This window comes from Pseudomonas frederiksbergensis, from assembly GCF_017114915.1.
Lineage (GTDB): Bacteria > Pseudomonadota > Gammaproteobacteria > Pseudomonadales > Pseudomonadaceae > Aquipseudomonas > Aquipseudomonas frederiksbergensis_I.
In genome coordinates this window covers 21,922-42,850 of the sequence record NZ_JAAUOE010000021.1, presented here as the reverse complement: position 1 = coordinate 42,850, position 20,929 = coordinate 21,922, and the positions used below count along the sequence as shown (strand labels likewise).

Annotated in this window: 20 protein-coding genes; 15 read left to right on the top strand and 5 right to left on the bottom strand. The window is 57.0% G+C overall.

Features of this window, described 5'->3' with window-relative positions; genetic code table 11:
• Positions 1–87 precede the first annotated feature (87 nt).
• Positions 88–741, bottom strand: a complete 654-nt coding sequence (locus HCU66_RS16180) for an HD domain-containing protein (RefSeq protein ID WP_205889423.1) — start codon at positions 739–741, stop codon at positions 88–90.
• Positions 742–904: 163 nt separating this feature from the next.
• On the opposite strand from HCU66_RS16180, the gene HCU66_RS16175 reads away from it, so the two are divergent.
• The 4 genes from HCU66_RS16175 (at position 905) to dgoD (ending at position 4,431) form a co-directional block, all read left to right on the top strand.
• The gene (locus HCU66_RS16175) at positions 905–1,387 is read left to right on the top strand and encodes a GNAT family N-acetyltransferase (protein WP_052964833.1); all 483 of its coding nucleotides are present in this window, start codon (positions 905–907) and stop codon (positions 1,385–1,387) included.
• 217 nt (positions 1,388–1,604) lie between these two features.
• Entirely contained in the window at positions 1,605–2,597 is a 993-nt protein-coding gene (locus HCU66_RS16170) for a 2-dehydro-3-deoxygalactonokinase (protein WP_205889422.1), read from the top strand.
• 19 nt (positions 2,598–2,616) lie between these two features.
• On the top strand, positions 2,617–3,237 hold the full coding sequence (locus HCU66_RS16165) for a 2-dehydro-3-deoxy-6-phosphogalactonate aldolase (protein WP_205889421.1): 621 nt from the start codon (positions 2,617–2,619) through the stop codon (positions 3,235–3,237).
• A 45-nt stretch (positions 3,238–3,282) separates the two neighbouring features.
• Positions 3,283–4,431, top strand: a complete 1,149-nt coding sequence (gene dgoD / locus HCU66_RS16160; RefSeq protein ID WP_205889420.1) for a galactonate dehydratase — start codon at positions 3,283–3,285, stop codon at positions 4,429–4,431.
• 83 nt (positions 4,432–4,514) lie between these two features.
• Here dgoD and HCU66_RS16155 read toward each other — a convergent pair whose 3' ends face one another.
• From HCU66_RS16155 to alaE, 3 genes are read right to left on the bottom strand one after another with little or no spacing between them, the layout of a single operon-like run.
• A complete protein-coding gene (locus HCU66_RS16155) occupies positions 4,515–5,675 on the bottom strand; it encodes a cysteine desulfurase family protein (protein WP_205889419.1) in 1,161 nt (386 codons plus the stop codon).
• An 8-nt stretch (positions 5,676–5,683) separates the two neighbouring features.
• On the bottom strand, positions 5,684–6,685 hold the full coding sequence (locus HCU66_RS16150) for a hypothetical protein (protein ID WP_205889418.1): 1,002 nt from the start codon (positions 6,683–6,685) through the stop codon (positions 5,684–5,686).
• Positions 6,686–6,693: 8 nt separating this feature from the next.
• Positions 6,694–7,155 (bottom strand): L-alanine exporter AlaE, encoded by a 462-nt coding sequence (gene alaE / locus HCU66_RS16145; RefSeq protein WP_205889417.1) that lies wholly within the window; start codon positions 7,153–7,155, stop codon positions 6,694–6,696.
• Between the two features lie 1,058 nt (positions 7,156–8,213).
• On the opposite strand from alaE, the gene HCU66_RS16140 reads away from it, so the two are divergent.
• Positions 8,214–9,017 (top strand): IclR family transcriptional regulator, encoded by an 804-nt coding sequence (locus tag HCU66_RS16140; protein WP_205889416.1) that lies wholly within the window; start codon positions 8,214–8,216, stop codon positions 9,015–9,017.
• Between the two features lie 64 nt (positions 9,018–9,081).
• Here HCU66_RS16140 and HCU66_RS16135 read toward each other — a convergent pair whose 3' ends face one another.
• Positions 9,082–10,746 carry a 4Fe-4S dicluster domain-containing protein gene (locus tag HCU66_RS16135; RefSeq protein ID WP_205889415.1) on the bottom strand — a complete coding sequence of 555 codons (1,665 nt, stop codon included), beginning with the start codon at positions 10,744–10,746 and terminating at the stop codon, positions 9,082–9,084.
• Between the two features lie 546 nt (positions 10,747–11,292).
• Here HCU66_RS16135 and HCU66_RS16130 point away from each other — a divergent pair.
• From HCU66_RS16130 to HCU66_RS16085, 10 genes are all read left to right on the top strand, one after another.
• Positions 11,293–12,042, top strand: a complete 750-nt coding sequence (locus HCU66_RS16130; protein ID WP_003226982.1) for an electron transfer flavoprotein subunit beta/FixA family protein — start codon at positions 11,293–11,295, stop codon at positions 12,040–12,042.
• 2 nt (positions 12,043–12,044) lie between these two features.
• Positions 12,045–12,974, top strand: coding sequence for an electron transfer flavoprotein subunit alpha/FixB family protein (locus HCU66_RS16125; protein ID WP_205889414.1), 930 nt, complete (start codon positions 12,045–12,047; stop codon positions 12,972–12,974).
• A 108-nt stretch (positions 12,975–13,082) separates the two neighbouring features.
• Positions 13,083–13,919 carry a substrate-binding periplasmic protein gene (locus tag HCU66_RS16120; protein ID WP_205889413.1) on the top strand — a complete coding sequence of 279 codons (837 nt, stop codon included), beginning with the start codon at positions 13,083–13,085 and terminating at the stop codon, positions 13,917–13,919.
• 9 nt (positions 13,920–13,928) lie between these two features.
• Positions 13,929–14,285 (top strand): DUF4398 domain-containing protein, encoded by a 357-nt coding sequence (locus HCU66_RS16115; protein ID WP_205889412.1) that lies wholly within the window; start codon positions 13,929–13,931, stop codon positions 14,283–14,285.
• Positions 14,282–15,094: an OmpA family protein gene (locus HCU66_RS16110; protein ID WP_205889411.1), complete on the top strand. Its 813-nt coding sequence runs from the start codon at positions 14,282–14,284 to the stop codon at positions 15,092–15,094. The genes HCU66_RS16115 and HCU66_RS16110 overlap by 4 nt, the downstream gene beginning before the upstream one ends.
• 297 nt (positions 15,095–15,391) lie before the next feature.
• Positions 15,392–16,831: an aminotransferase-like domain-containing protein gene (locus HCU66_RS16105; protein WP_205889410.1), complete on the top strand. Its 1,440-nt coding sequence runs from the start codon at positions 15,392–15,394 to the stop codon at positions 16,829–16,831.
• An 87-nt stretch (positions 16,832–16,918) separates the two neighbouring features.
• The gene (locus HCU66_RS16100; RefSeq protein WP_205889409.1) at positions 16,919–17,386 is read left to right on the top strand and encodes a translation initiation factor 2; all 468 of its coding nucleotides are present in this window, start codon (positions 16,919–16,921) and stop codon (positions 17,384–17,386) included.
• A 166-nt stretch (positions 17,387–17,552) separates the two neighbouring features.
• Positions 17,553–17,807 (top strand): YkgJ family cysteine cluster protein, encoded by a 255-nt coding sequence (locus HCU66_RS16095; protein WP_205889408.1) that lies wholly within the window; start codon positions 17,553–17,555, stop codon positions 17,805–17,807.
• A 40-nt stretch (positions 17,808–17,847) separates the two neighbouring features.
• Positions 17,848–18,450: an START domain-containing protein gene (locus HCU66_RS16090; RefSeq protein WP_205889407.1), complete on the top strand. Its 603-nt coding sequence runs from the start codon at positions 17,848–17,850 to the stop codon at positions 18,448–18,450.
• Between the two features lie 360 nt (positions 18,451–18,810).
• Positions 18,811–20,904: an LTA synthase family protein gene (locus HCU66_RS16085; protein WP_205889406.1), complete on the top strand. Its 2,094-nt coding sequence runs from the start codon at positions 18,811–18,813 to the stop codon at positions 20,902–20,904.
• Positions 20,905–20,929 lie beyond the last annotated feature (25 nt).

The window sequence follows — 20,929 nt, the reverse complement described above, 5'->3', positions numbered from 1 at the left end:
TCGCATCGGCGAGCCCTTACCCGATATTGGTCCATTCCCGACCGGGATTGGTGCCTGATGAGCGACGAGCGGCGTAGCCCTGGCCCATCATTCGACGCCGATTTCTTCCTTGAACAGCTCCATGAATCCCTTCAAGCGTTGATGGCGAATCTGTGCCAGACGCTGGCCAGTGGTTGTTTGGAAGCCGGCTGCCAGATGCAGCAGTTTGGTCTGGAAATGATCGAGGCAAAAGCGTTTGTCGTCGTAGTCCCGTTCTTTTGCCTCCGGGTCCAAAGGGTCGTACAACGCACTGCCCATGCGCCCGGCAATGTAGAAGGTCCGCGCCACGCCGAGCATGCCAAGGGAGTCGAGGCGGTCAGCGTCCTGCATGATTCGGGCTTCGAGGGTAGTGGGCGAGATGTTGGCGCTGAAGCTATGGGCCTCAATGGCATGAACGACCGCTGTGATTTTTGCGCCAGGCCAATCCATGGCTGTCAGCACTGTCGACGCTTTCTGTGCCGCCAGCCGTGAGGCCTGGGAGCGCAGCGGCGTGTTCTTTTCCACCGCCACGCAATCGTGCAACAGCACGGATGCCAGTAGCACTTCAAGATCACCGCCTTCTTGCGCGTGAAGCGTGCGTACGTTGTGCCACACCCGCTGCAAGTGCGACAGATCATGGGCACCGTCCTCGTCAGGTTCCAGCGCGTGGGGCAGCAGTTCACAAGCCAGAGTGTGCAGCGGTGCGAAAGCGGCGATGGTCATAAATGTCCTTTAGTGTGGAAGAGTTTTTATGGCGATGGGGCTTGCTCTAATGCCAGTCAGTTAAGCCGTAAATGCGATCTGTAGCAGCCTCGACCATTTCAAATGTGACGATCGCCGCGCGCGGACTTAGTATGGCGTTTTCAACTTTTGACAAGGCACGTCCATGACGATCGAAATCCGCCCGGCAACCCCCAGCGATGCTCCGCAAATCCTCGCGTTCATCACTGAACTGGCCGACTTCGAACGTGCCCGTCACGAAGTCATCGCCAGCGTCGCCGACATCGAGCGCAGCCTGTTCAGCGAAGGCGCTACCGCCCATGGCCTGATCTGCCTGCGCGACGGCCTGCCGATCGGCTTCGCGGTGTTCTTCTTCAGCTATTCCACCTGGCTGGGCAGCAATTGCCTGTACCTCGAAGACCTCTACATCACTCCTGAGCAGCGGGGCGGCGGAGCCGGTAAAACCCTGCTGCGCCACCTGGCGAAAATCGCCTGCGCCAATGACTGCGGCCGTTTCGAATGGAGCGTGCTGGACTGGAACAAACCGGCGATCGAGTTCTACAAATCGCTGGGAGCACAGCCGCAGGAAGAGTGGGTGCGGTATCGGATGGATGGGGCGGTGTTAAGGGATTTTGCCGAGGGCAATTGATCCCTTAAAAGATCGCAGCCTTTGGCTGCTCCTGTACAGGATTGTGTTTCGCCCGCGATATCGCGGGCGTACATCGAATCTGTAGGAGCTGTCGAAGCCTGCGATCTTTTTTTGTTTACATCTCAATATATGGGATTGATATTTATATATTGAGATTCCACTTCGCCCAGGTTTATAGTCCAGCCCACTCACTGCCAAAAACAAAACAGGTGAAGCGATGCTGGCGCAATTGATCGCGCTCGATTGGGGGACGACCTCATTACGTGCTTATAAACTCGGTTTCGGTGGCCAGGTGCTGGAACAGCGTTCGCTGTCGTCCGGGATCATGCAGCTGCCCAAGACGCCGCGAACCATCGCCGGCCGTGCCTGCGCCGATGGTTTTGAACTGGCCTTCGATGAGGCCTGCGGTGACTGGCTCGACGCGCAGTCCGATTTGCCGGTGATTGCCTGTGGCATGGTCGGCAGCGCTCAGGGCTGGCGCGAAGCGGCCTACTGCGACACGCCGGCGAACGTCGCCCATCTCGGAACTTCCCTACAAACCGTTCGCAGTCTTCGCGGTGTCGATGTGCACATCGTGCCGGGTGTGATTCAACGTTCGCGCTTGCCGAACGTGATGCGCGGGGAGGAAACCCAGGTCCTCGGCGTGTTGCAGCATCTGCCGAGCGGAGCGGGTAACGATCTGTTGATCGGCCTGCCGGGCAGCCATTCGAAATGGGTGGAAGTGGCCGACGGCTGCATCGTGCACTTCGATACTTTCATGACCGGCGAAGTCTTCGCCGTCCTCAGTGAACACAGCATTCTGGGGCGCACTCAGCAGCGCGGCGCGTCTTTTGATGGCGAAGCGTTTGACCGTGGCGTGCAAGTGGCGCTGTCGGCGGACGGCGAGATCGGGCCGCTGTCGACGCTGTTCAGTGCCCGCAGCCTGGGGCTCACCTGTGAACTCAGTGCTACCGCGCAACCGGACTATCTGTCTGGCCTGTTGATCGGCCATGAGCTGTCGGCCCTGGCCAATGTTCAGCGGCGTCGACGCAACAGCGTGCACCTGCCCTCGATCATCCTCATCGGCAACACCCAACTCTGCGCTCGCTACAGCCGCGCGCTCGATGCCTGCGGTTTTGCCCGGGTGACCCTGGCCGAACAGGCCACCGAACGCGGATTGTGGCAATTGGCGGTCGCCGCCGGCCTTATCACTGCAAACCCATCCCGTTAAACCTGACTGGAGGTCTGACATGCTCAAGCAAGCACTGGCACAAATCGGTCTGATCGCGATTCTGCGTGGCCTGCGTCCGCAAGAGGCGGCAGCCGTCGGCGAAGTCCTGTATTCAGCCGGATTTCGCGTCATCGAAGTGCCGCTTAATTCCCCGGAACCGTACGAAAGTATCCGCATCCTGCGCAGTACCTTGCCCGCCGATTGCCTGATCGGCGCGGGTACGGTGTTGACGGCGGAACAGGTCGAGCAAGTGAAGGCGGCGGGCGGCCAAGTGGTTGTCATGCCCCACAGCGATGCCAAAGTGTTGCGCGCGGCGAAGGCAGCGGGGCTGTTCCTGTCGCCGGGTGTCGCGACGCCGACCGAAGCTTTTGCGGCGCTGGCCGAAGGGGCGGATGTGCTGAAGATGTTCCCGGCCGAACAAATGGGGCCCGCCGTTGTGAAGGCCTGGCTGGCGGTGTTGCCGGCAGGCACGGTGCTGGTGCCGGTGGGCGGAATTACGCCGGACAACATGCCGGTGTTTGTCGAGGCCGGCGTCAAGGGCTTCGGTCTCGGGTCCGGGTTGTTCAAACCGGGTATGACACCTGAGCAAGTGGCAGTAAACGCCAAGGCGTATGTCGCTGCCTGGAACGCTCTGCGTTAAGACTTTCTGGCGCCGAGCGCGCTACATCTATAAGAGAGATAAAAGATGAAAATCACCAAACTCACTACCTTCATCGTTCCTCCCCGCTGGTGCTTCCTCAAGGTCGAAACCGACGGGGGCGTGACCGGTTGGGGCGAGCCCGTGGTCGAAGGTCGCGCCCACACGGTCGCTGCTGCGGTTGAAGAATTGTCCGACTACCTGATCGGCAAAGACCCACGCAACATCGAGGACATCTGGACCGTGCTCTATCGCGGCGGCTTCTACCGGGGCGGGGCGATTCACATGAGCGCCCTGGCCGGTATCGACCAGGCGTTGTGGGACATCAAGGGCAAGGCCCTGGGCGTTTCGGTCAGCGATCTGTTGGGTGGTCAGGTGCGGGACAAGATCCGCGTCTACTCGTGGATCGGTGGTGATCGCCCGGCGGACACCGCACGCGCCGCGAAAGAAGCGGTCAGCCGTGGTTTCACCGCAGTGAAAATGAACGGCACCGAAGAACTGCAATTTCTCGATTCCTTCGAGAAGGTCGATCTGGCGCTGGCCAATGTTGCCGCGGTGCGTGATGCGGTCGGTCCGAATGTCGGCATCGGTGTGGACTTCCACGGCCGGGTGCACAAGCCCATGGCCAAGGTGCTGATGAAGGAACTCGATCCGTACAAACTGATGTTCATCGAAGAGCCGGTACTCAGCGAAAACTACGAAGCGCTGAAAGAACTGGCGCCGCTGACCAGTACGCCGATTGCTCTGGGCGAGCGGTTGTTCTCGCGTTGGGACTTCAAGCGTGTGCTCAGTGAAGGCTACGTCGACATCATCCAGCCCGATGCCTCCCACGCGGGTGGCATCACCGAAACCCGCAAGATCGCCAACATGGCCGAAGCCTACGACGTGGCGCTGGCGCTGCATTGCCCGCTGGGCCCGATTGCCTTGGCGGCGTGCCTGCAACTGGACGCGGTTTGCTACAACGCGTTCATTCAGGAACAGAGTCTGGGCATCCATTACAACGAGAGCAATGACCTGCTCGATTATGTGAAGGATCCGCGGGTGTTCGACTACGACAAGGGCTTCGTGAAAATCCCCAACGGTCCTGGCTTGGGCATCGAGATCAACGAGGAATACGTGATCGAACGCGCCGCCGTCGGCCACCGCTGGCGCAACCCGATCTGGCGTCATGCCGATGGCAGCTTTGCCGAGTGGTGATACTCACGCGGTGATCGTTTCCAAGGCAGCGGTACGATGAGCGCAGAGTGTGTTCATCGTACTGCTTTTTCCAGCGACGTAGCTTACATCTGGTTTTGTTGCACTAGAGTTGAGGTTTCGACGTTATGTGAATGCAATTCTCTCATGGCTGCACAAAAAGTGAGAACGTCCTCCTTGACGTTTAGCGGGCTAAAAGAGACTCGTAAGGTGGAGCTCATTTGGGTGTGAGTGAGCTTCATGGCGCTTAATACCCGGGAAGGCTTAGGAGACACACTGCTACAAGCTGAGCCTTTCGAGACGCAAATACCCCTTTGCGAGAGAAACTTAATCGCTCTACTCGCATCGATACCGTTAAAACAAATAGAGAGTATGTAATCCGAAGTCTCTCCATCTTGGGTATTGATCGAGAACGGAATATTTGACTGCTCAAGGGTCTTTTGAAGGAGCAGGTTCAAGGCGTGAACGTGCTGATGGTACTGGTCAGCGTTTTTTTGGTGATGTTCGAGAGCTCTATGTAAAGACTCTATGCCGTAGATGTTTTCTGTGCCAGGCCTGACGCCAGCCTCCTGTTCGCCTCCGAATAGCAAGGGGGAGAGTCTGAAGCGACGATTCAAATAAAAAAAGCCGATCCCCATTGCCGCTCCCAGTTTATGACCAGAACCAATAAGGGCATCGATATACGTTAAGTCAGGGGAAGCAACTTTTGTCAGTGTTTGTACGCCGTCACAAATGAAGGAGACTTCCGAATCGATGCTTTTTACTTTTCTGGCGATCTCGTCGATGGGTTGACGCGCCCCAGTTTCATTGTTAACACCCATGACTAATACCATCGAGGTGTTTTCATTGAGAATATCGTAAATGAAAGAGGCTTCTATAATGCCTCGATGATCAACTGGAACAATATGAACGATAAAGCCGGACTGCCGCATGTGTTCAACGGTATTGAATATGGCAGGGTGCTCAATGGCGCTGACAATTATTTCGTTCCTTGTCGGGTTGGCCATTTTAAGAAAGTGGCACCTTCCTTGAATAATCAGGTTGGCAGCTTCGGTGGCGCCTGAGCAAAAATGATATTCGCTTGGCCGCCCTCCGAACATCATGCTCAACAGCGCTCTGGTTTTTCCAAGCACCGCGTTGGCTTGATGGCCGACAGAATGATCGCTTGAAGGGTTTCCAAACTCTGGAGAGAAAACTACAGCCTCTTCGAAAGGCAATGCAGAGGCGGCGTTGTCAAGATAGATCATATATATCCTTATATTATCTTCATGTTGTTGTTGTGCAGCATGTTCTGTATCTGATCCGTGAACTTCATGCTGTCCATGCTTGAACGGCCAATCAAGCCTTTTTCAAAAAAGGTGTGTTCTATCAGCTCATCTTTGTTGATGATGATTTGTACGCAGTTTCTGGAAAAGTTTTCGATTAGCACGTTGGCTGATATAACGCCGCGATACACTTTCTCTCCAATGAACTCGTCGTCTGCTCTTGCGTAAATTGCGATATGATCCACGGAATTGTCAAATTGACAAAGCAAGCCGCCGTAGGTCGCGGGGCAAAGAACTCGCCCTCCTGTTTCGTAGAGATTGATCACGGGGTTCTTTTTCAAACGGGCCAAGGGGCAGTTTTCCAAGTCGCTCTGCCTGATCTGGTTCTCGTTGTTCTTCCACCATGATCCTCCAAAGTAAGAGTCTTCATCGTCGGTGTCGAACAGGTAGGGAGTGGTCAACGAGAACATGCCCTGATCTTCGGTGGAGAGGAATAGTGAATTTGTTTTTTTGAATACCTCGTCGATGTAGTTTTGATTGGTTGACTTGAGGTGCTCAATTCCAGATCGAGCTCGACGCATGATTTTCTTGAAGTGATGGTTGCCATTGGATTGCAAATGAATGGCTACCTTTTCTAAAGGTATTTCACTCGCTGCGAGTATATTTTGATAGGCAGCAGGGATATAAGCGGCCCTTTGAAGGTGTTCGATGTCTTGAGTGATTTTCCGTCGCTCATTGTTCCCTCCTTTGATGCCTATAAGGTCAGAAAGGTACAGATTTATGGATACGTTTTTGTTATGACGCTTTAAGGCGTCATGTAATGCAACCCCTAGCCTGAATGTGAGAATCTCCGTTGGGCTAGGCTCTCCTTGTATACCAAATGAATAGCCATCGTGAGATGAAAATATGGTTGTGTGGCCGCAGTCGATTACAATATTTTCCCTTAGATCGTTCTGTGATGTGATGCTGTGAACTATTGAGTCAATATCCATTTTTGTTCTCAGTTCAGGTTGAATAATTTTTTTCTGATGAGCGCTCTATATATTCCGTAAGGTCTGCCAACAAATCCTGCAATAATACAGAATATCAAGGCAGCCTTGATGGCTTGTATTAAGGTTGCACCGCTTATGCTCATGTTTATTATATAGAGTGGTAGCTCGAACGAGAGATAGGCCAAGGTGTCGATAAAGTAAGGTTTTATGCCTTTGTCACTATCGGAAATCTTGAATTTTCTAAATACGTAGTCACGCCATATACCGAAGGGACGAGCAGTGCTGGTGATAATGAAAAGCCCTACGAGTCTGGCACTTAGGTGTGTGCTAAGTGTCATTTGCGCAAAACCTAGTTCGATCGGTATGGAGATTAAGTAGCAAAACGTATTTAGTGCGAAGGTGTCGGCCCAAAAATTTTTTAAGGGCTGGGCGTTTTTTTCTATCGGTAAGTTGTTGTCTGTAGAAAACATGGTTTACCAGGAGTTTACATTGGAGTGATATGGTCGGCAGAGGGGATCAAAAAAATGCTCTACACCACCCATGTATTAATTGATATTCTGATTCTGAAAAAATCAGAGTTGTCATCCCAGTAAATTTCGTTCCCAATCAAGGTGCCTTTGGAAAAGGCGCGAGAACGATAGTTGTCTCCGAGACGCATATGGCGGTCTTTCGAGAGCGCAGAAAAAGATAGTCTAAACTCATCACTGATGGCTTCAGTTGGCAAAACAAACTCGCGGTAAAGGCAATTTTCTAGTGCAACAGCAAGCATATTAATGACCCATCCATTGGTCGTGACGCTTCAAAGCCTATATTCGCGGTCGAATATTTAGATAGTCGAACCAGGAAACTTGGTTCAATTAAGTTATGCGTGATAGTGCTAGCAGCTAGGCTGCCTGCGTACAACAGGGTAAGGTGTTTGCGGGAGTTAAGACGAGTTATACACAAATGCCTCCATGGCAGTGATGCTCTCTAACACGACGGTACTCTAATCCATGGGAGATAGCGTCGTCTACCCCTCACCCTACAGGATTTGGTGGTATATGGCATGTCGGCGCTGATTGAAAATTGACCCACGAGTTAATGCGATCATTCTGGTACGTTCGTGCCTTGTTCTTATGTGGATCATCATTTTTTCGGCACTTCGAAAGCCTGAATCGTTTGATTTTAGCTCGAACTAATCGCTACAGACTGTACGGTCGGTACTTGTGCCGTCTCGCCCAAAGTGACTATGCCGTATCTATTTTCAAGGTTGTTTTTTATTGTAAGTAAGAGTGGCAAAAAGTCAGATGTCTCAGGCGTCATTATTGTTCTGATCATATTGATGGGCGGCGTTAACTCGATACCAAAATTGGTCAAGGTTGCCTTGGGCATGATTGCTGTCATTATTTTGAATATCTCGGTTCTGGCGTTGTTGGGTGCGCTTTCCTACGTGTTGCTGGTAGGCAAGGTCGAGCGTATCAAGTTGTAGTCGCAGCCGTCGGGCGACCATAATGCCGCCCGTTCACTCGCTCAACGCTAAAGGCTGGATATGCAGGAAGACGCCCCAAAAATCGCCAAGGACGCCGCGCCGACCGGCACCCAGACACTGCTTCGTGGCCTGGGTGTGGTTCAGGCGGTGGCCAGTGGCGCCCGCGATCTCAAGGAAATCGCCCGGCTGATCGGCACGACGCGCAGCACCACCCATCGTCTGGCCAGCTGCCTGGTGGACGAGCGTTATCTGCGGGTGGTGCCGCAAGTCGGCTATCTGTTGGGGCCGAAACTGATCGAGCTGGGTTTTCAGGCGCGTGAAGAATTGCCGCTGGCGACGCTGGCCGGGCCGTATCTGGATGAATTGTCGGCGCTGACCGGCGATACCATTCACCTGGCGATTCGTGAGGGCGACGAGGTGCTGTACCTGCTCAAGAATCCGGGGCGCAACGGTCCGGAAATGCGCTCGCGGGTCGGTCATCGCATGCCATTGGCGCGGACCGGGATCGGTAAGGCGTTGATGCTCGACGACACGCAGGAAGAATGGCAACGGCTGTACGAAATCAGCTTGCCAGTAGGTGGGAAAAATCAGTTCTGGCCGCAGCACCCGGAGCAATCCTGGGAACAGTTTCAGCAGCGCATGATCGAGTACGTGGCCGGCGGTTACGCCTTCGACCTGGAAGACAACGAACCGTCGATCCGCTGCGTGGCGGCGCCGATCCGCGATGCCAGCAAGCGCATCGTCGCCGGTATCAGCATCGCCAGCACCGTGCCGTACATGCCGCTGGAAAAAATGGCCGAGCTGATTCCCCTGGTCAAAGGGGTTACAGCCCGGCTTTCTGCGGAATTGGGCCTGAAGGTTTAGAGCTTCAGCGTCGGGCAACGAAAAGGCCCCCATTTTCGGGAGCCTTGTTGTTCAAGCGTTCGACTTACATATTCGGGTAAGTCGGGCCGCCGGAGCCTTCCGGCGCCACCCAGGTGATGTTCTGTGCAGGATCCTTGATGTCGCAGGTCTTGCAGTGAACGCAGTTCTGGGCGTTGATCTGGAAGCGTTTCTCGCCGTCCTCCTGGGTAACGACTTCGTACACGCCGGCCGGGCAGTAGCGCTGGGCAGGCTCATCGTACAGCGGCAGGTTCTTGGCGATCGGGATGCTCGCGTCGGCCAGCTTCAGGTGGCACGGCTGCTCTTCTTCGTGGTTGGTGCCGGAGATGAATACCGAGCTGAGTTTGTCGAAACTGATCTTGCCGTCCGGTTTCGGGTAGTCGATCTTCTTGCAGTCGGCCGCCAGTTTCAGGCACGCGTAATCCGGCTTGGTGTCGTGCAGGGTGAACGGCAGTTTGCCGCCGAAAATGTTCTGGTCGAGCCAGTTGAAACCGGCACCAATGATCGGGCCGAACTTGTGCATCGCCGGGCCGAAGTTGCGGCTGGCGAACAGTTCGTCGTAGAGCCAGCTCTTCTTGAAGGCATCGACGTAGGTGGTCAGCTCTTGCGTGCCGTCCAGCTCGGCGAACAGCGCGTCGGCCACGGCGTCAGCGGCGAGCATGCCGGACTTCATCGCGGTGTGGCTGCCTTTGATCTTGGCGAAGTTCAGGGTGCCGAGGTCGCAACCGATCAGCGCGCCGCCCTTGAAGACCATTTTCGGCAGTGAGTTCAGGCCGCCTTTGCAGATGGCGCGGGCACCGTAGCTGACGCGCTTGCCGCCTTCCAGGTATTGCTTGAGCACCGGGTGATGCTTGAGGCGCTGGAACTCGTCGAACGGCGACAGGAAGGTGTTGCTGTAGGAAAGATCGACGATCAGACCGACCACCACCTGGTTGTTTTCCAGGTGATAGAGGAACGAGCCGCCGGTGTTCTCGGTGCCCATGATGTCCAGCGGCCAGCCGGCGGTGTGGACCACCAGGCCAGGCTGGTGCTTGGCCGGGTCGATTTCCCAGATTTCTTTCAGGCCGATGCCGTAATGCTGGGCGTCGGCTTCGCTGTCGAGGTTGAAACGCTTGATCAGCTGCTTGCCGATGTGGCCGCGGCAACCTTCGGCGAACAGCGTGTACTTGGCGCGCAGTTCCATGCCCGGGGTGTACAGGCCTTCTTTCGGATTGCCTTCGCGGTCAACGCCCAGGTCGCCGGTGATGATCCCGCGAACCACGCCGTTCTCGTCGAACAGCGCTTCCTGGGCGGCGAAGCCTGGGTAGATTTCCACGCCCAGGTTCTCGGCCTGCTGGGCCAGCCAGCGACACAGATTGCCCAGGGAGATGATGTAGTTGCCTTCGTTGTGCATGGTCTTGGGCACAAAGAGGTCAGGAATCTTCTGCGCGCTGTCGGCGTTTTTCAGAACGAAGATGTCATCGCGAGTGACTGGGGTGTTCAGCGGCGCGCCGAGTTCTTTCCAGTCCGGGAACAGTTCGTTCAGGGCCCGTGGTTCGAACACGGCACCGGACAGGATATGAGCGCCGACTTCGGAGCCTTTTTCGACCACGCAGACGCTGATTTCCTTACCGGCTTCGGCGGCCTTCTGCTTCAAACGGCAGGCGGCGGACAGGCCAGCGGGGCCGGCACCGACGATGACCACGTCGAATTCCATGTATTCGCGTTCCACAGGCTATCTCCTACTCAAGGCTCAACAGTTTTTTTTCTAATTGGAGGTTTGGTGTCGCATCCATGAATTCCCCTCAATGCGGGGAAGAGGACAATCGATGAGCCACCTTTCTCTCTGGGTGGCGCATTATATCTACACCACTACCAGCGTCCAATACAAACGTTTGTTTGAATTGGCTCAAAGCCAGATAAATCAAAGTCACGCGGCTTATGACTGGCCATTTTGCCGTATTGACCGGAATAGGTGTTCCGGTCAAGATACGGGCGGTTTTGCGCTCGCCGTAGGCTGACTGTTGGTTTCAAGAGCACCTCTAAAGACAGGGCGATGGCAGTACAAGGTGATGCGTCGCGCAGGTTCTGCACGCAGTTTACACGCCGCGATAATGAATGACTCGTCGGTCATCACTGACGAATGGTCATCAGCCTCGTGAGCAAGGTTCACCCGATACACCTGCCAGCGTTTTTAGAGGTGCCCTTGCGCCGATGAGCATCAACCGCCAGGTTCGCCTAGGCGACTTTCTTTTCACCGGAGAGTAACGAGGAATCCATGAAGGTTCTTGTAGCTGTCAAACGCGTTGTGGATTACAACGTCAAGGTTCGCGTCAAGGCGGACAATTCCGGCGTCGACCTCGCTAACGTCAAGATGTCGATGAACCCGTTCTGCGAAATCGCAGTGGAAGAAGCCGTACGTCTGAAAGAGAAAGGCGTTGCGACTGAAATCGTCGTCGTCTCCATCGGCCCGTCCACCGCTCAAGAGCAACTGCGCACCGCGCTGGCTCTGGGTGCCGACCGCGCCATCCTCGTCGAATCCGCTGAAGATCTGACTTCCCTGGCCGTTGCCAAGCTGCTCAAGGCTGTTGTCGACAAGGAACAGCCTCAGCTGGTGATCCTCGGCAAACAAGCCATCGACAGCGACAACAACCAGACTGGCCAGATGCTCGCGGCATTGAGCGGCTACGGTCAGGGCACGTTCGCGTCGAAAGTCGAAGTCAGCGGCGACAGCGTTGCCGTGACCCGCGAAATCGACGGCGGCGCGCAGACCGTTTCCCTGAAGCTGCCGGCCATCGTCACCACCGACCTGCGTTTGAACGAGCCGCGCTACGCGTCTCTGCCAAACATCATGAAAGCCAAAAAGAAGCCTCTCGAAGTGCTGACTCCGGACGCTTTGGGCGTTTCCACCGCCTCCACCAACAAGACCCTGAAAGTCGAAGCGCCAGCTGCACGCAGCGCGGGTATCAAGGTCAAGTCGGTGGCTGAACTGGTCGAGAAACTGAAAAACGAAGCGAAGGTAATCTAATCATGACTATCTTGGTAATCGCTGAACACGACAACAAAGTGCTGGCCCCGGCCACGCTGAACACCGTTGCTGCTGCCGCCAAGATCGGTGGCGACATCCACGTTCTGGTTGCAGGTCAGGGCGCTGGCGCCGTGGCTGACGCCGCTGCGAAAATCGCTGGCGTGGCGAAAGTGCTGGTGGCCGATAACGCCGCTTACGCGCATCAACTGCCGGAAAACGTTGCTCCTCTGGTTGCAGAGCTAGGCAAGGGCTACAGCCACATCCTCGCTGCCGCCACTTCCAACGGCAAAAACATCCTGCCGCGCGTTGCCGCTCAGCTGGACGTTGACCAGATCTCCGAGATCATCTCGGTCGAAAGCGCCGACACCTTCAAGCGCCCGATCTACGCCGGTAACGCCATCGCCACCGTTCAATCGAACGCTGCGGTCAAAGTGATCACCGTGCGTGCTACCGGTTTCGACCCGGTGGCTGCTGAAGGTGGTTCGGCTGCCGTTGAAGCCGTTGCCGCTGCTCACGACGCTGGCACTTCCAGCTTCGTCGGCGAAGAACTGGCCAAGTCCGATCGTCCGGAACTGACCGCCGCCAAGATCGTCGTTTCCGGCGGCCGCGGCATGCAGAATGGCGACAACTTCAAACACCTGTACGCCCTGGCCGACAAGCTGGGCGCTGCCGTCGGTGCTTCGCGCGCCGCGGTCGACGCCGGTTTCGTCCCCAACGACATGCAGGTCGGTCAGACCGGCAAGATCGTTGCGCCTCAGCTGTACATCGCCGTCGGTATCTCCGGCGCGATCCAGCACCTGGCCGGCATGAAAGACTCCAAGGTGATCGTGGCGATCAACAAGGACGAAGAAGCGCCGATCTTCCAGGTGGCCGATTACGGCCTGGTGGCGGACCTGTTCGAAGCCATCCCTGAGTTCGAGAAGCTGGTCTAATCCGGCGGCTTGACTTATAAAGAGCCCGGCCTTTTGGTCGGGTTTTTTTTGTGCTTCTGTAGGAGCTCCTACAGGCGATATAGCCGGGTTTGAGTGGAGTGTGTCGCCATGGATTTACGCCGCGTGTGTGGCTGGTCATTACTGCTGGGGCTGACGTTGTTACCGGGGCTGTCCATCGCTGCCGGCAAATGCGAGCGCCTGGTGGTGACCGGCAGCCCGGACGCGCCGCCGTACCTGTGGCAAGACCCGCAAAACCCCCAGCATCTGATTGGTGCCAGCGCTGATCTGTTGCAGCAGGTGGCGGGGGAGTTGGGCATCAAAGTCGAGCTGCTTTACGCCGGCAAGCGCTCCCAGGCCCTGGACGAAGTGCGCAGCGGGCGCATGGACATGCTGGCCGATGCGCCATTGGCGGTAAATGAGCTGGTAAATCTGGATTACATCCATCCACCGCTGCTGGAAAACGACTATCTGGTCTGGACCCGCAACGACTCGCTATTGGTCTACAACGAAGCGCAGGACCTTCACGGCCATCCCGGCGCTTTGTCGGAAAAGGCTCGAGTGACCCCGTCATTCGGCACTTTCGCCGAGCAGCAATTGACCCTCGTGCGTACGCCCAACCTGACCCAGGCCTTTCAGAAATTGCTGCTGGGCGAGGTGGAATTTGTCCTCGCCGGTCGCTATTCGGGCATGGCCATGGCGCAAACGCTGGGGATGGCCAATGACTTGATGGCTCGCCCACAACCCATCGACAAACCCGGCCTGTATCTCGCGGTTTCCCATAACTCTGCCTGCAATGATCCTTGGTTGCGCGGACAGTTGGCCAAAAAGATGACAGAATTGCCCGCGTCCGGACTGACGGAAGCCGCGCTGCTGCGCAATATCGAGCGTTGGAAAGCGCAAGGCTCTCAACAGCAGCCACAACCTGTCAGTACCCCAAAACAGTAGGGATTTTTAGTGAGTATTCGACCTCTTTTCGCTGCCCTGGCCGTTCTGGCTCTGGCGGGTTGTGCAGCCGATCCGGCGCCGAATGAACAAATACGCCTGACCGAACAGGCCCTCGAACAAGCCAGGGCCGTGGGCGCTACCGCCGACGAAGTGCCAGAGCTGAAACTGGCCCAGGACAAGTTCAACCGTGCCAAGGGCAACATGGCCGACCAGTCCTTCAAGAATGCGCGCATGCGAGCCGAGCAGGCCGAGCTGGACGCGCGCCTGGCCGAAGCCCGGGTCCTGACCCTCAAGAGCGAGGCGCAGTTGAATGTGCTTAATACTCGCATCACTCGCTTGCGCAAGCAGCTGGGAGATGCCCAATGAGCCTCAAGACCCAAGTACTCAGTGGCTTGATCCTGGCCGGTTGCGCAAGCCTTTATGGCTGTGCCGGTCAACACAGCGAAGCCGCGTTGCAGCAGGCCGGTGCTGACTTCCAGAAGGTCAAGGAAGACTCCAACGTGTTGCGCATTGCGCCCAAAGACGTGATCCGTGCCGGCGAGTCCCTGGCCCGCGCCGATCGACTGTCCAGCTACTGGGGCAGCGGTTCGGACGTGGCGCATTACGCCTACCTGAGCCGGCGTTACAGCGAAATCGCCCGGGAGCACACCAATCAGGTGCTCAACGAGGAGCGTGCCGCGAAGCTCGAACTGGAGCGTCAGCGTCTGCAACTGGCGCTGCGTGAGTCCAAGTTGCTCAGCGTGCAGCAACAGGGCAAGTGGCTCGAAGAGCAGATCGTGGCGCTGGCGACCACCCAGACCGATCGTGGTCTGGTGATGACCCTGGGCGATGTGCTGTTCGATACGGGTGAAGCGGAACTGAAGAACTCGGCGAACCGCGTGGTGCTCAAGATCGTCCAGTTCCTGCAACTCAACCCCAAGCGCGTGGTGCGGATCGAGGGCTACACCGACAGCACCGGCGGTAAACAGGAAAACCTCAAGCTGTCCCGCGACCGTGCGCAATCGGTGGCCGACGTGCTGACGGACCTGGGCATCGACGATAAACGCATCCAGGTCGAAGGTTACGGCGATGAGTACCCGGTGGACGCCAACGCGTCCGAGCGCGGTCGTGCGCAGAACCGTCGGGTGGAGATTGTATTCTCCGATGAAAAAGGCCTGCTCGGCGCTGCCCGCTAAGGACTTTCACAAACCCTGTAGGAGCTGGCGAAGCCTGCGATCTTTTGATCTTTCGCTTGGGACTCAAGTGAATCTGGAAAGATCGCAGCCTCGTTTCACTCGACAGCTCCTACAACCCGGCCTGCCAGACAGCGCCGGGTTTTTTTGCGCCTGTCAAATGCGTCGTAAAACAGTACAGATATTGCTGACACAGCACTGTATGGTTGACTATTGTGGCAACTGTCCCAGTACACTTCTAAACTGTTCCGGTATTGTTTCACACAAGAATAAAATGCCCGTGAAATCGAGTGCTGCGTCATGACCAATCTCTTGCTCTACCAACGTATTGCTCAGCAACTGGCCGAAGACATCCGCCGCGGTGTCTATCAACCGGGGGAGCGCGTGCCTTCGGTGCGCAAGATGAGCTCGCAGCTCAACGTCAGCCATGCGACGGTGTTGCAGGCCTACGCCAACCTTGAGGATCAGGGGCTGATCCGTGCCCGGCCGCAATCCGGTTACTACGTACACCAGACGCCGGCCCTGACGGCGCCAACCCCGGATATCGCCCGGGTCGAGCGTCCAGGCCTGGTCACCCGCAGTAGCATCATTCAGCAAGTACTGGTCGAATCCCGCCGCGAAGGCGTTTTTCCGTTGGGCGCGGCGGTGCCGAGCGTTGACTATCTGCCGGTGCGGGCGCTGCATCAGCAGCTGGCCAAAGTCACCCGTTTCCATAGCCCGCGGGCGTTCAGTTACATGTTCAGCCCCGGTTTCGAGCCGTTGCGTCGGCAAGTGGCGATCCGCATGCGCGATGCCGGCGTGGTGGTCGACCCATCGGAAGTGGTGATTACCCACGGTTGCGTCGATGCGTTGCAGATGTCTTTGCGCGTATTGACCCGGCCGGGCGATCTGATCGCCGCCGAGTCGCCGACCTATTACGGTTTGCTGCAATTGGCCGACCTGCTGGGGCTCAAAGTCATCGAGATTCCCAGCGACCCGGCCACCGGCATGAGCCTCGAGGCGCTGCAACTGGCGGCCAACCAGTGGTCGATCAAGGCGCTGGTGCTGACCACGCGCCTGAGCAACCCACTGGGCGGCACCATGCCCGAAGAGCGGCAGAAACAACTGCTGCGCCTGGCCTCGGATTTTGATATTCAGGTCGTTGAAGACGATATTTACGGCGAACTGATGTTCGAGCAGGGCCGCACCAAATCGCTCAAGGCCTATGACCGGCTGGATCGGGTGATCTATTGCTCCAGCTTCTCCAAAACCCTGTCGCCGGGCGTGCGGATCGGCTGGATGATTGCCGGCAAGTACCAGCAGGAAATCCAGCGCTTGCAGACGTTCAGCACGCATTCGGCCTGCAGCGTCACGCAAATGGGCATCGCGGCTTACCTGGAGAATGGCGGTTACGACCGGCATTTGCGTTACATCCGTCAGGAGTACCGCAAAAACCTCAGCGCTTTCCAGCTGGCCGTACAGCAATATTTCCCGGAAGGCACACAGATGACCCGGCCTACTGGCGGTTTCATTCTGTGGGTCAGCTTGCCGGGTCGGGTCAACACGCAGGAACTGCATGTGCGTGCGTTGCAGCAAGGTATCAGCATTGCACCAGGGCTGATTTTCAGTAACACCGAGCAGTTCAATCATTGTATCCGCCTGAACTGTGGCACCCCCTGGAACCGCGAGGCCGAGCGTGCATTGATGACGCTGGGGTTGCTGGCGACGCAACTATGTCAGGAGACGGCCAGCGGTTTTTGACTTGCCGGGCAGTTATGAACGGCCCGCTTGTCTTGTCGTCTCCAACAGGCGAGCATATGACCTTCTGCCGTTCGCGCCGTTGGGTCCATGAAACCGATTTTTCCTGCTACCTGGCTGTTGATCTGCCTCTTGATGACGTGTCATGCAGAAGGCGTCATGGCGGCTTCCGTTCAGGAAAAGCCGACAGCCAGCACCACTGAGAAAAAAACGGCACCGGTCAAAAAAGCCGCACCAGCCCAAAAGAAGGCGGCGCCGGTCAAAAAACGTTCGCCCATAGCGTCCAAGTCGACACCGGCCAGTGAAGTGGTGAAAACCAAACTGCCTTCCGCCAATCTCGACTTGAGCTTGCCCAAGGACATGGTCGAAGAACTGAAACCGGTCGGCACGGTACCGTTGCCCCGACACGATGCGGTGTTGCCGCAAATGTTCGGTGAGAAGAGCAGCCCGTTCCAGCTCAACGGTCGCCTGCTCAGCAACGAAATGCAGTTGCAGTTGCGTAACGAAGAGCGCAGGGAGGTTGAAGGTGCGGCGCTGGACTTCGAGTTCAAGCAGTAAATTTCCCCGGTTCGTGACCCGCGCACCAGACGCTTTGTCGGAGACTGGTCAGTCACGTTCGTTTGAGCGTAAAAACCCGGGCCCGGGTAATTTAAAACAGTCGTTTTAGCCGTTACTCTGTGCCACGTCCCTTTAACACATTGCCCGTCGCGAGGAGCTTGTCGTCATGAAATGCCGTGAAGGCTGTGGCGCCTGTTGCATTGCCCCTTCCATCAGTTCGCCGATTCCCGGCATGCCCAATGGCAAAGCCGCTGGAGAACGTTGCGTACAACTGTCTGCCGACAACCTGTGCAGCATTTTCGGCAGGCCGGAACGTCCTGCGGTGTGTTCGGCATTTGAGGCCGATGTCGAGGTTTGCGGAAGCAGTCGCGACGAAGCGATCAAATTGCTGGGCTGGTGGGAGCAAATGACGGCCGCGTGATGTGTTCAACGAACGGAACTTCAACAATAAGGAAAAGACTATGGGTTCGCTGCATCGTATCGCTGTGTTGTGTGGTTTGACGGTTTTGCTGGCCACCACGGCCCAGGCCGAAGAGTGGAAAACCGCCAAGGACGAAGACGGCATCAAGGTGTCCTTGAGTGAGGTGGCGGGTTCCCAATACAAGGCTTACCGTGGCGTAACGGTCATGAAGACCACCATGGCCAAACTGCGTGCACTTCAGGAAGACGTGCCGGGGGCCTGCGCCTGGATTCACGAGTGCAAGACCCAGAAGCTGCTCAAGCACGAAGGCAACCAGAGCTGGACCTACACTCAGTTCAATACACCCTGGCCGGTCACTGCTCGCGATTCGGTGTTGCATGTCACCACCATTGACGGTGCCGATGGCAGTCTGACCCGCGAGCTGGAAGGGCAACCGAAGTACCTCGCGGAAGAAAAAGGTTTTGTACGGGTCGCCCAGCTCAAGGGATTCTGGAAGTTCGTGCCTAAAGGCGATCAAGTCGAAGTGACTTATCAGGTTCACACCGATCCAGGCGGCAGCGTGCCGTCGTGGTTGGCCAACAAGTTCGTGGTCGATGCACCGTTCAATACCCTCAAGGCCCTGAAAGAACGCGCTGAGAAGTAACCGCGTATTCAGTTGATACGACCTGCTGAACGACGCCCCCGATTTGACCGGGGCGTTTGCGTTTTTTTCCAAGAACGAGCTTTATTTTGTTTCCGGATATGCGTTGAACGAAATTTTCACAAAGCCTCCAAGACAATTCGCCCACACCTCAACGGGTCAACCCCGCAACTTTGCGCCACGCCTCTTGTCCCAGAGCGCTACAGGCGACAGTTGACCTGCCGGGCAGTAATCAATGGCAATGGCGCGGTTGATCGTGCAACATTTGCGCACTGCGCACGCCCCGGGGCCGAGGATGGCCAACAGAGGGCAAGGCGCCGCTGTATTTTTGAAACTTCAACTTCCAATGGGTCCTAAAACGACATGGCAAACCCGGACGCCCTGAGTCAGCAGCGAGCTTCTAGTCGCCTGCTGCAACCGACCGTCAAATCGCATCTGGCCTACACGCTGTTGTGCGCCCTGGTCATGATGGTCATGTTCAGCCTGCTGCGCGTGGCGCTGCTGGTCTATAACCGCTCGATGATCCTCGACACACCGGCTTCGACTTTTCTGGAAGCGTTCGCCAACGGCCTGCGTTTCGACTTGCGTCTGGTGGTTTACCTCAGCGTTCCGTTGCTGCTGGCCCTGTTCAGCGCTCGTGCCATGGCGGCCCGCGGATTCTTCCGGCTCTGGCTGACCGTTGCCTCGAGCATCGCGCTGTTCCTCGGCCTGATGGAGATGGACTTCTACCGCGAGTTCCACCAGCGCCTCAATGGCCTGGTCTTCCAGTACGTGAAAGAAGACCCGAAAACCGTGATGAGCATGCTCTGGTATGGTTTTCCGGTGGTTCGCTACCTGTTGGCCTGGGCCGTGGGCACGTTGATCCTGACCCTCGCGTTCAAGGGCGCCGACCGCGCCACGCGTCCTCGCGGTCCGTTCAGCGGTGGCAGCATCGGCACGCGCCAGGTCGCTCCGTGGTATGCGCGCGGCGTGGTGTTCGTGGTCTGCCTGCTGGTCTGTGTGGTCGCCGCTCGCGGCACCTTGCGTCAGGGTCCGCCGCTGCGTTGGGGGGACGTCTACACCACCGACTCGAACTTCGCCAACCAGTTGGGCCTCAACGGCACGCTGTCGCTGATCGCGGCGGCCAAGAGCCGCCTGTCCGAAGATCGCGACAATATCTGGAAAGCCACGCTGCCTCAGCCTCTGGCCCAGCAGAGCGTGCGCGATATGTTGCTGACCCCGAGTGACAAACTGGTGGAGCCTGAGACTGCCGCGGTGCGTCGCAACTACACCCCCGATACCAACAAGACGCTGCCGATCAAGAACGTCGTGGTGATCCTGATGGAAAGCTTCGCCGGTCACTCGGTGGGCGCTCTGGGTCGCCCGGGTGAGATCACGCCGTACTTTGACAAGCTGTCCAAAGAAGGCCTGTTGTTTGACCGTTTCTTCTCCAACGGTACCCATACCCACCAAGGCATGTTCGCTACCATGGCCTGCTTCCCGAACCTGCCGGGTTTCGAATACCTGATGCAGACCCCGGAAGGCAGCCACAAACTGTCCGGCCTGCCGCAGTTGCTCAGCGCTCGTGACTACGACGACGTGTACGTCTATAACGGCGACTTCGCCTGGGACAACCAGTCGGGTTTCTTCAGCAACCAGGGCATGACCAACTTCATCGGGCGCAATGATTTCGTCAACCCGGTGTTTTCCGACCCGACCTGGGGCGTGTCCGACCAGGACATGTTCAACCGTGGCCTGGAAGAACTGAAGGCCCGCGATGGCAAGGACAAGAAGCCGTTCTATGCGTTGTTGCAGACCCTGTCCAACCACACACCGTACGCGATGCCGACGCCTTTGCCAGTAGAGCGCGTGACCGATCGCGGCAGTCTTAACGAACACTTGACCGCCATGCGCTACTCCGACTGGGCGCTGGGTCAGTTCTTCGAAAAGGCCCGCAAAGAGCCGTACTTCAAGGAAACCCTGTTCGTGGTCGTCGGCGACCACGGTTTTGGCAACGAACAGCAGATCACCGAAATGGACCTGGGCCGCTTCAACGTGCCAATGCTGATGATCGGGCCGGGCGTGCAGGAAAAATTCGGCCAGGTCGACCACACCGTCGGCACCCAGATCGACATCGTGCCGACCATCATGGGCCGCGTTGGTGGCGACGTGGTGCATCAATGCTGGGGGCGCGACTTGCTGAACCTGCCGGAAGGCGACAAGGGCTTCGGCGTGATCAAGCCGTCGGGCAGCGATCAGACAGTCGCGTTGCTCACCGCGGACCGCGTGCTGGTACTGCCGAAAGAGATGCCGCCGAAGCTGTATCAATACGAACTGGGCGCCAACCCGAAAGGTGAAGTGATCCCGGCATCGGCGGACGAAGCGGCGCTCAAGCAGAAGCTCGAGTCGTTCATCCAGACGGCCACCAAAAGCTTGATCGATAACACCGCCGGTGTGGTTGACGGCAAGCCGGACTAAGTTTCCCGAACACAGAAAAGAGGCC

Coding starts and splice junctions, on each gene's coding strand:
- HCU66_RS16180 (WP_205889423.1), bottom strand. CDS start 741: ATGACCATCGCCGCTTTCGCACCGCTGCACACTCTGGCTTGTGAACTG.
- HCU66_RS16175 (WP_052964833.1), top strand. CDS start 905: ATGACGATCGAAATCCGCCCGGCAACCCCCAGCGATGCTCCGCAAATC.
- HCU66_RS16170 (WP_205889422.1), top strand. CDS start 1,605: ATGCTGGCGCAATTGATCGCGCTCGATTGGGGGACGACCTCATTACGT.
- HCU66_RS16165 (WP_205889421.1), top strand. CDS start 2,617: ATGCTCAAGCAAGCACTGGCACAAATCGGTCTGATCGCGATTCTGCGT.
- dgoD (WP_205889420.1), top strand. CDS start 3,283: ATGAAAATCACCAAACTCACTACCTTCATCGTTCCTCCCCGCTGGTGC.
- HCU66_RS16155 (WP_205889419.1), bottom strand. CDS start 5,675: ATGATCTATCTTGACAACGCCGCCTCTGCATTGCCTTTCGAAGAGGCT.
- HCU66_RS16150 (WP_205889418.1), bottom strand. CDS start 6,685: ATGGATATTGACTCAATAGTTCACAGCATCACATCACAGAACGATCTA.
- alaE (WP_205889417.1), bottom strand. CDS start 7,155: ATGTTTTCTACAGACAACAACTTACCGATAGAAAAAAACGCCCAGCCC.
- HCU66_RS16140 (WP_205889416.1), top strand. CDS start 8,214: ATGCAGGAAGACGCCCCAAAAATCGCCAAGGACGCCGCGCCGACCGGC.
- HCU66_RS16130 (WP_003226982.1), top strand. CDS start 11,293: ATGAAGGTTCTTGTAGCTGTCAAACGCGTTGTGGATTACAACGTCAAG.
- HCU66_RS16125 (WP_205889414.1), top strand. CDS start 12,045: ATGACTATCTTGGTAATCGCTGAACACGACAACAAAGTGCTGGCCCCG.
- HCU66_RS16120 (WP_205889413.1), top strand. CDS start 13,083: ATGGATTTACGCCGCGTGTGTGGCTGGTCATTACTGCTGGGGCTGACG.
- HCU66_RS16110 (WP_205889411.1), top strand. CDS start 14,282: ATGAGCCTCAAGACCCAAGTACTCAGTGGCTTGATCCTGGCCGGTTGC.
- HCU66_RS16105 (WP_205889410.1), top strand. CDS start 15,392: ATGACCAATCTCTTGCTCTACCAACGTATTGCTCAGCAACTGGCCGAA.
- HCU66_RS16100 (WP_205889409.1), top strand. CDS start 16,919: ATGAAACCGATTTTTCCTGCTACCTGGCTGTTGATCTGCCTCTTGATG.
- HCU66_RS16095 (WP_205889408.1), top strand. CDS start 17,553: ATGAAATGCCGTGAAGGCTGTGGCGCCTGTTGCATTGCCCCTTCCATC.
- HCU66_RS16090 (WP_205889407.1), top strand. CDS start 17,848: ATGGGTTCGCTGCATCGTATCGCTGTGTTGTGTGGTTTGACGGTTTTG.
- HCU66_RS16085 (WP_205889406.1), top strand. CDS start 18,811: ATGGCAAACCCGGACGCCCTGAGTCAGCAGCGAGCTTCTAGTCGCCTG.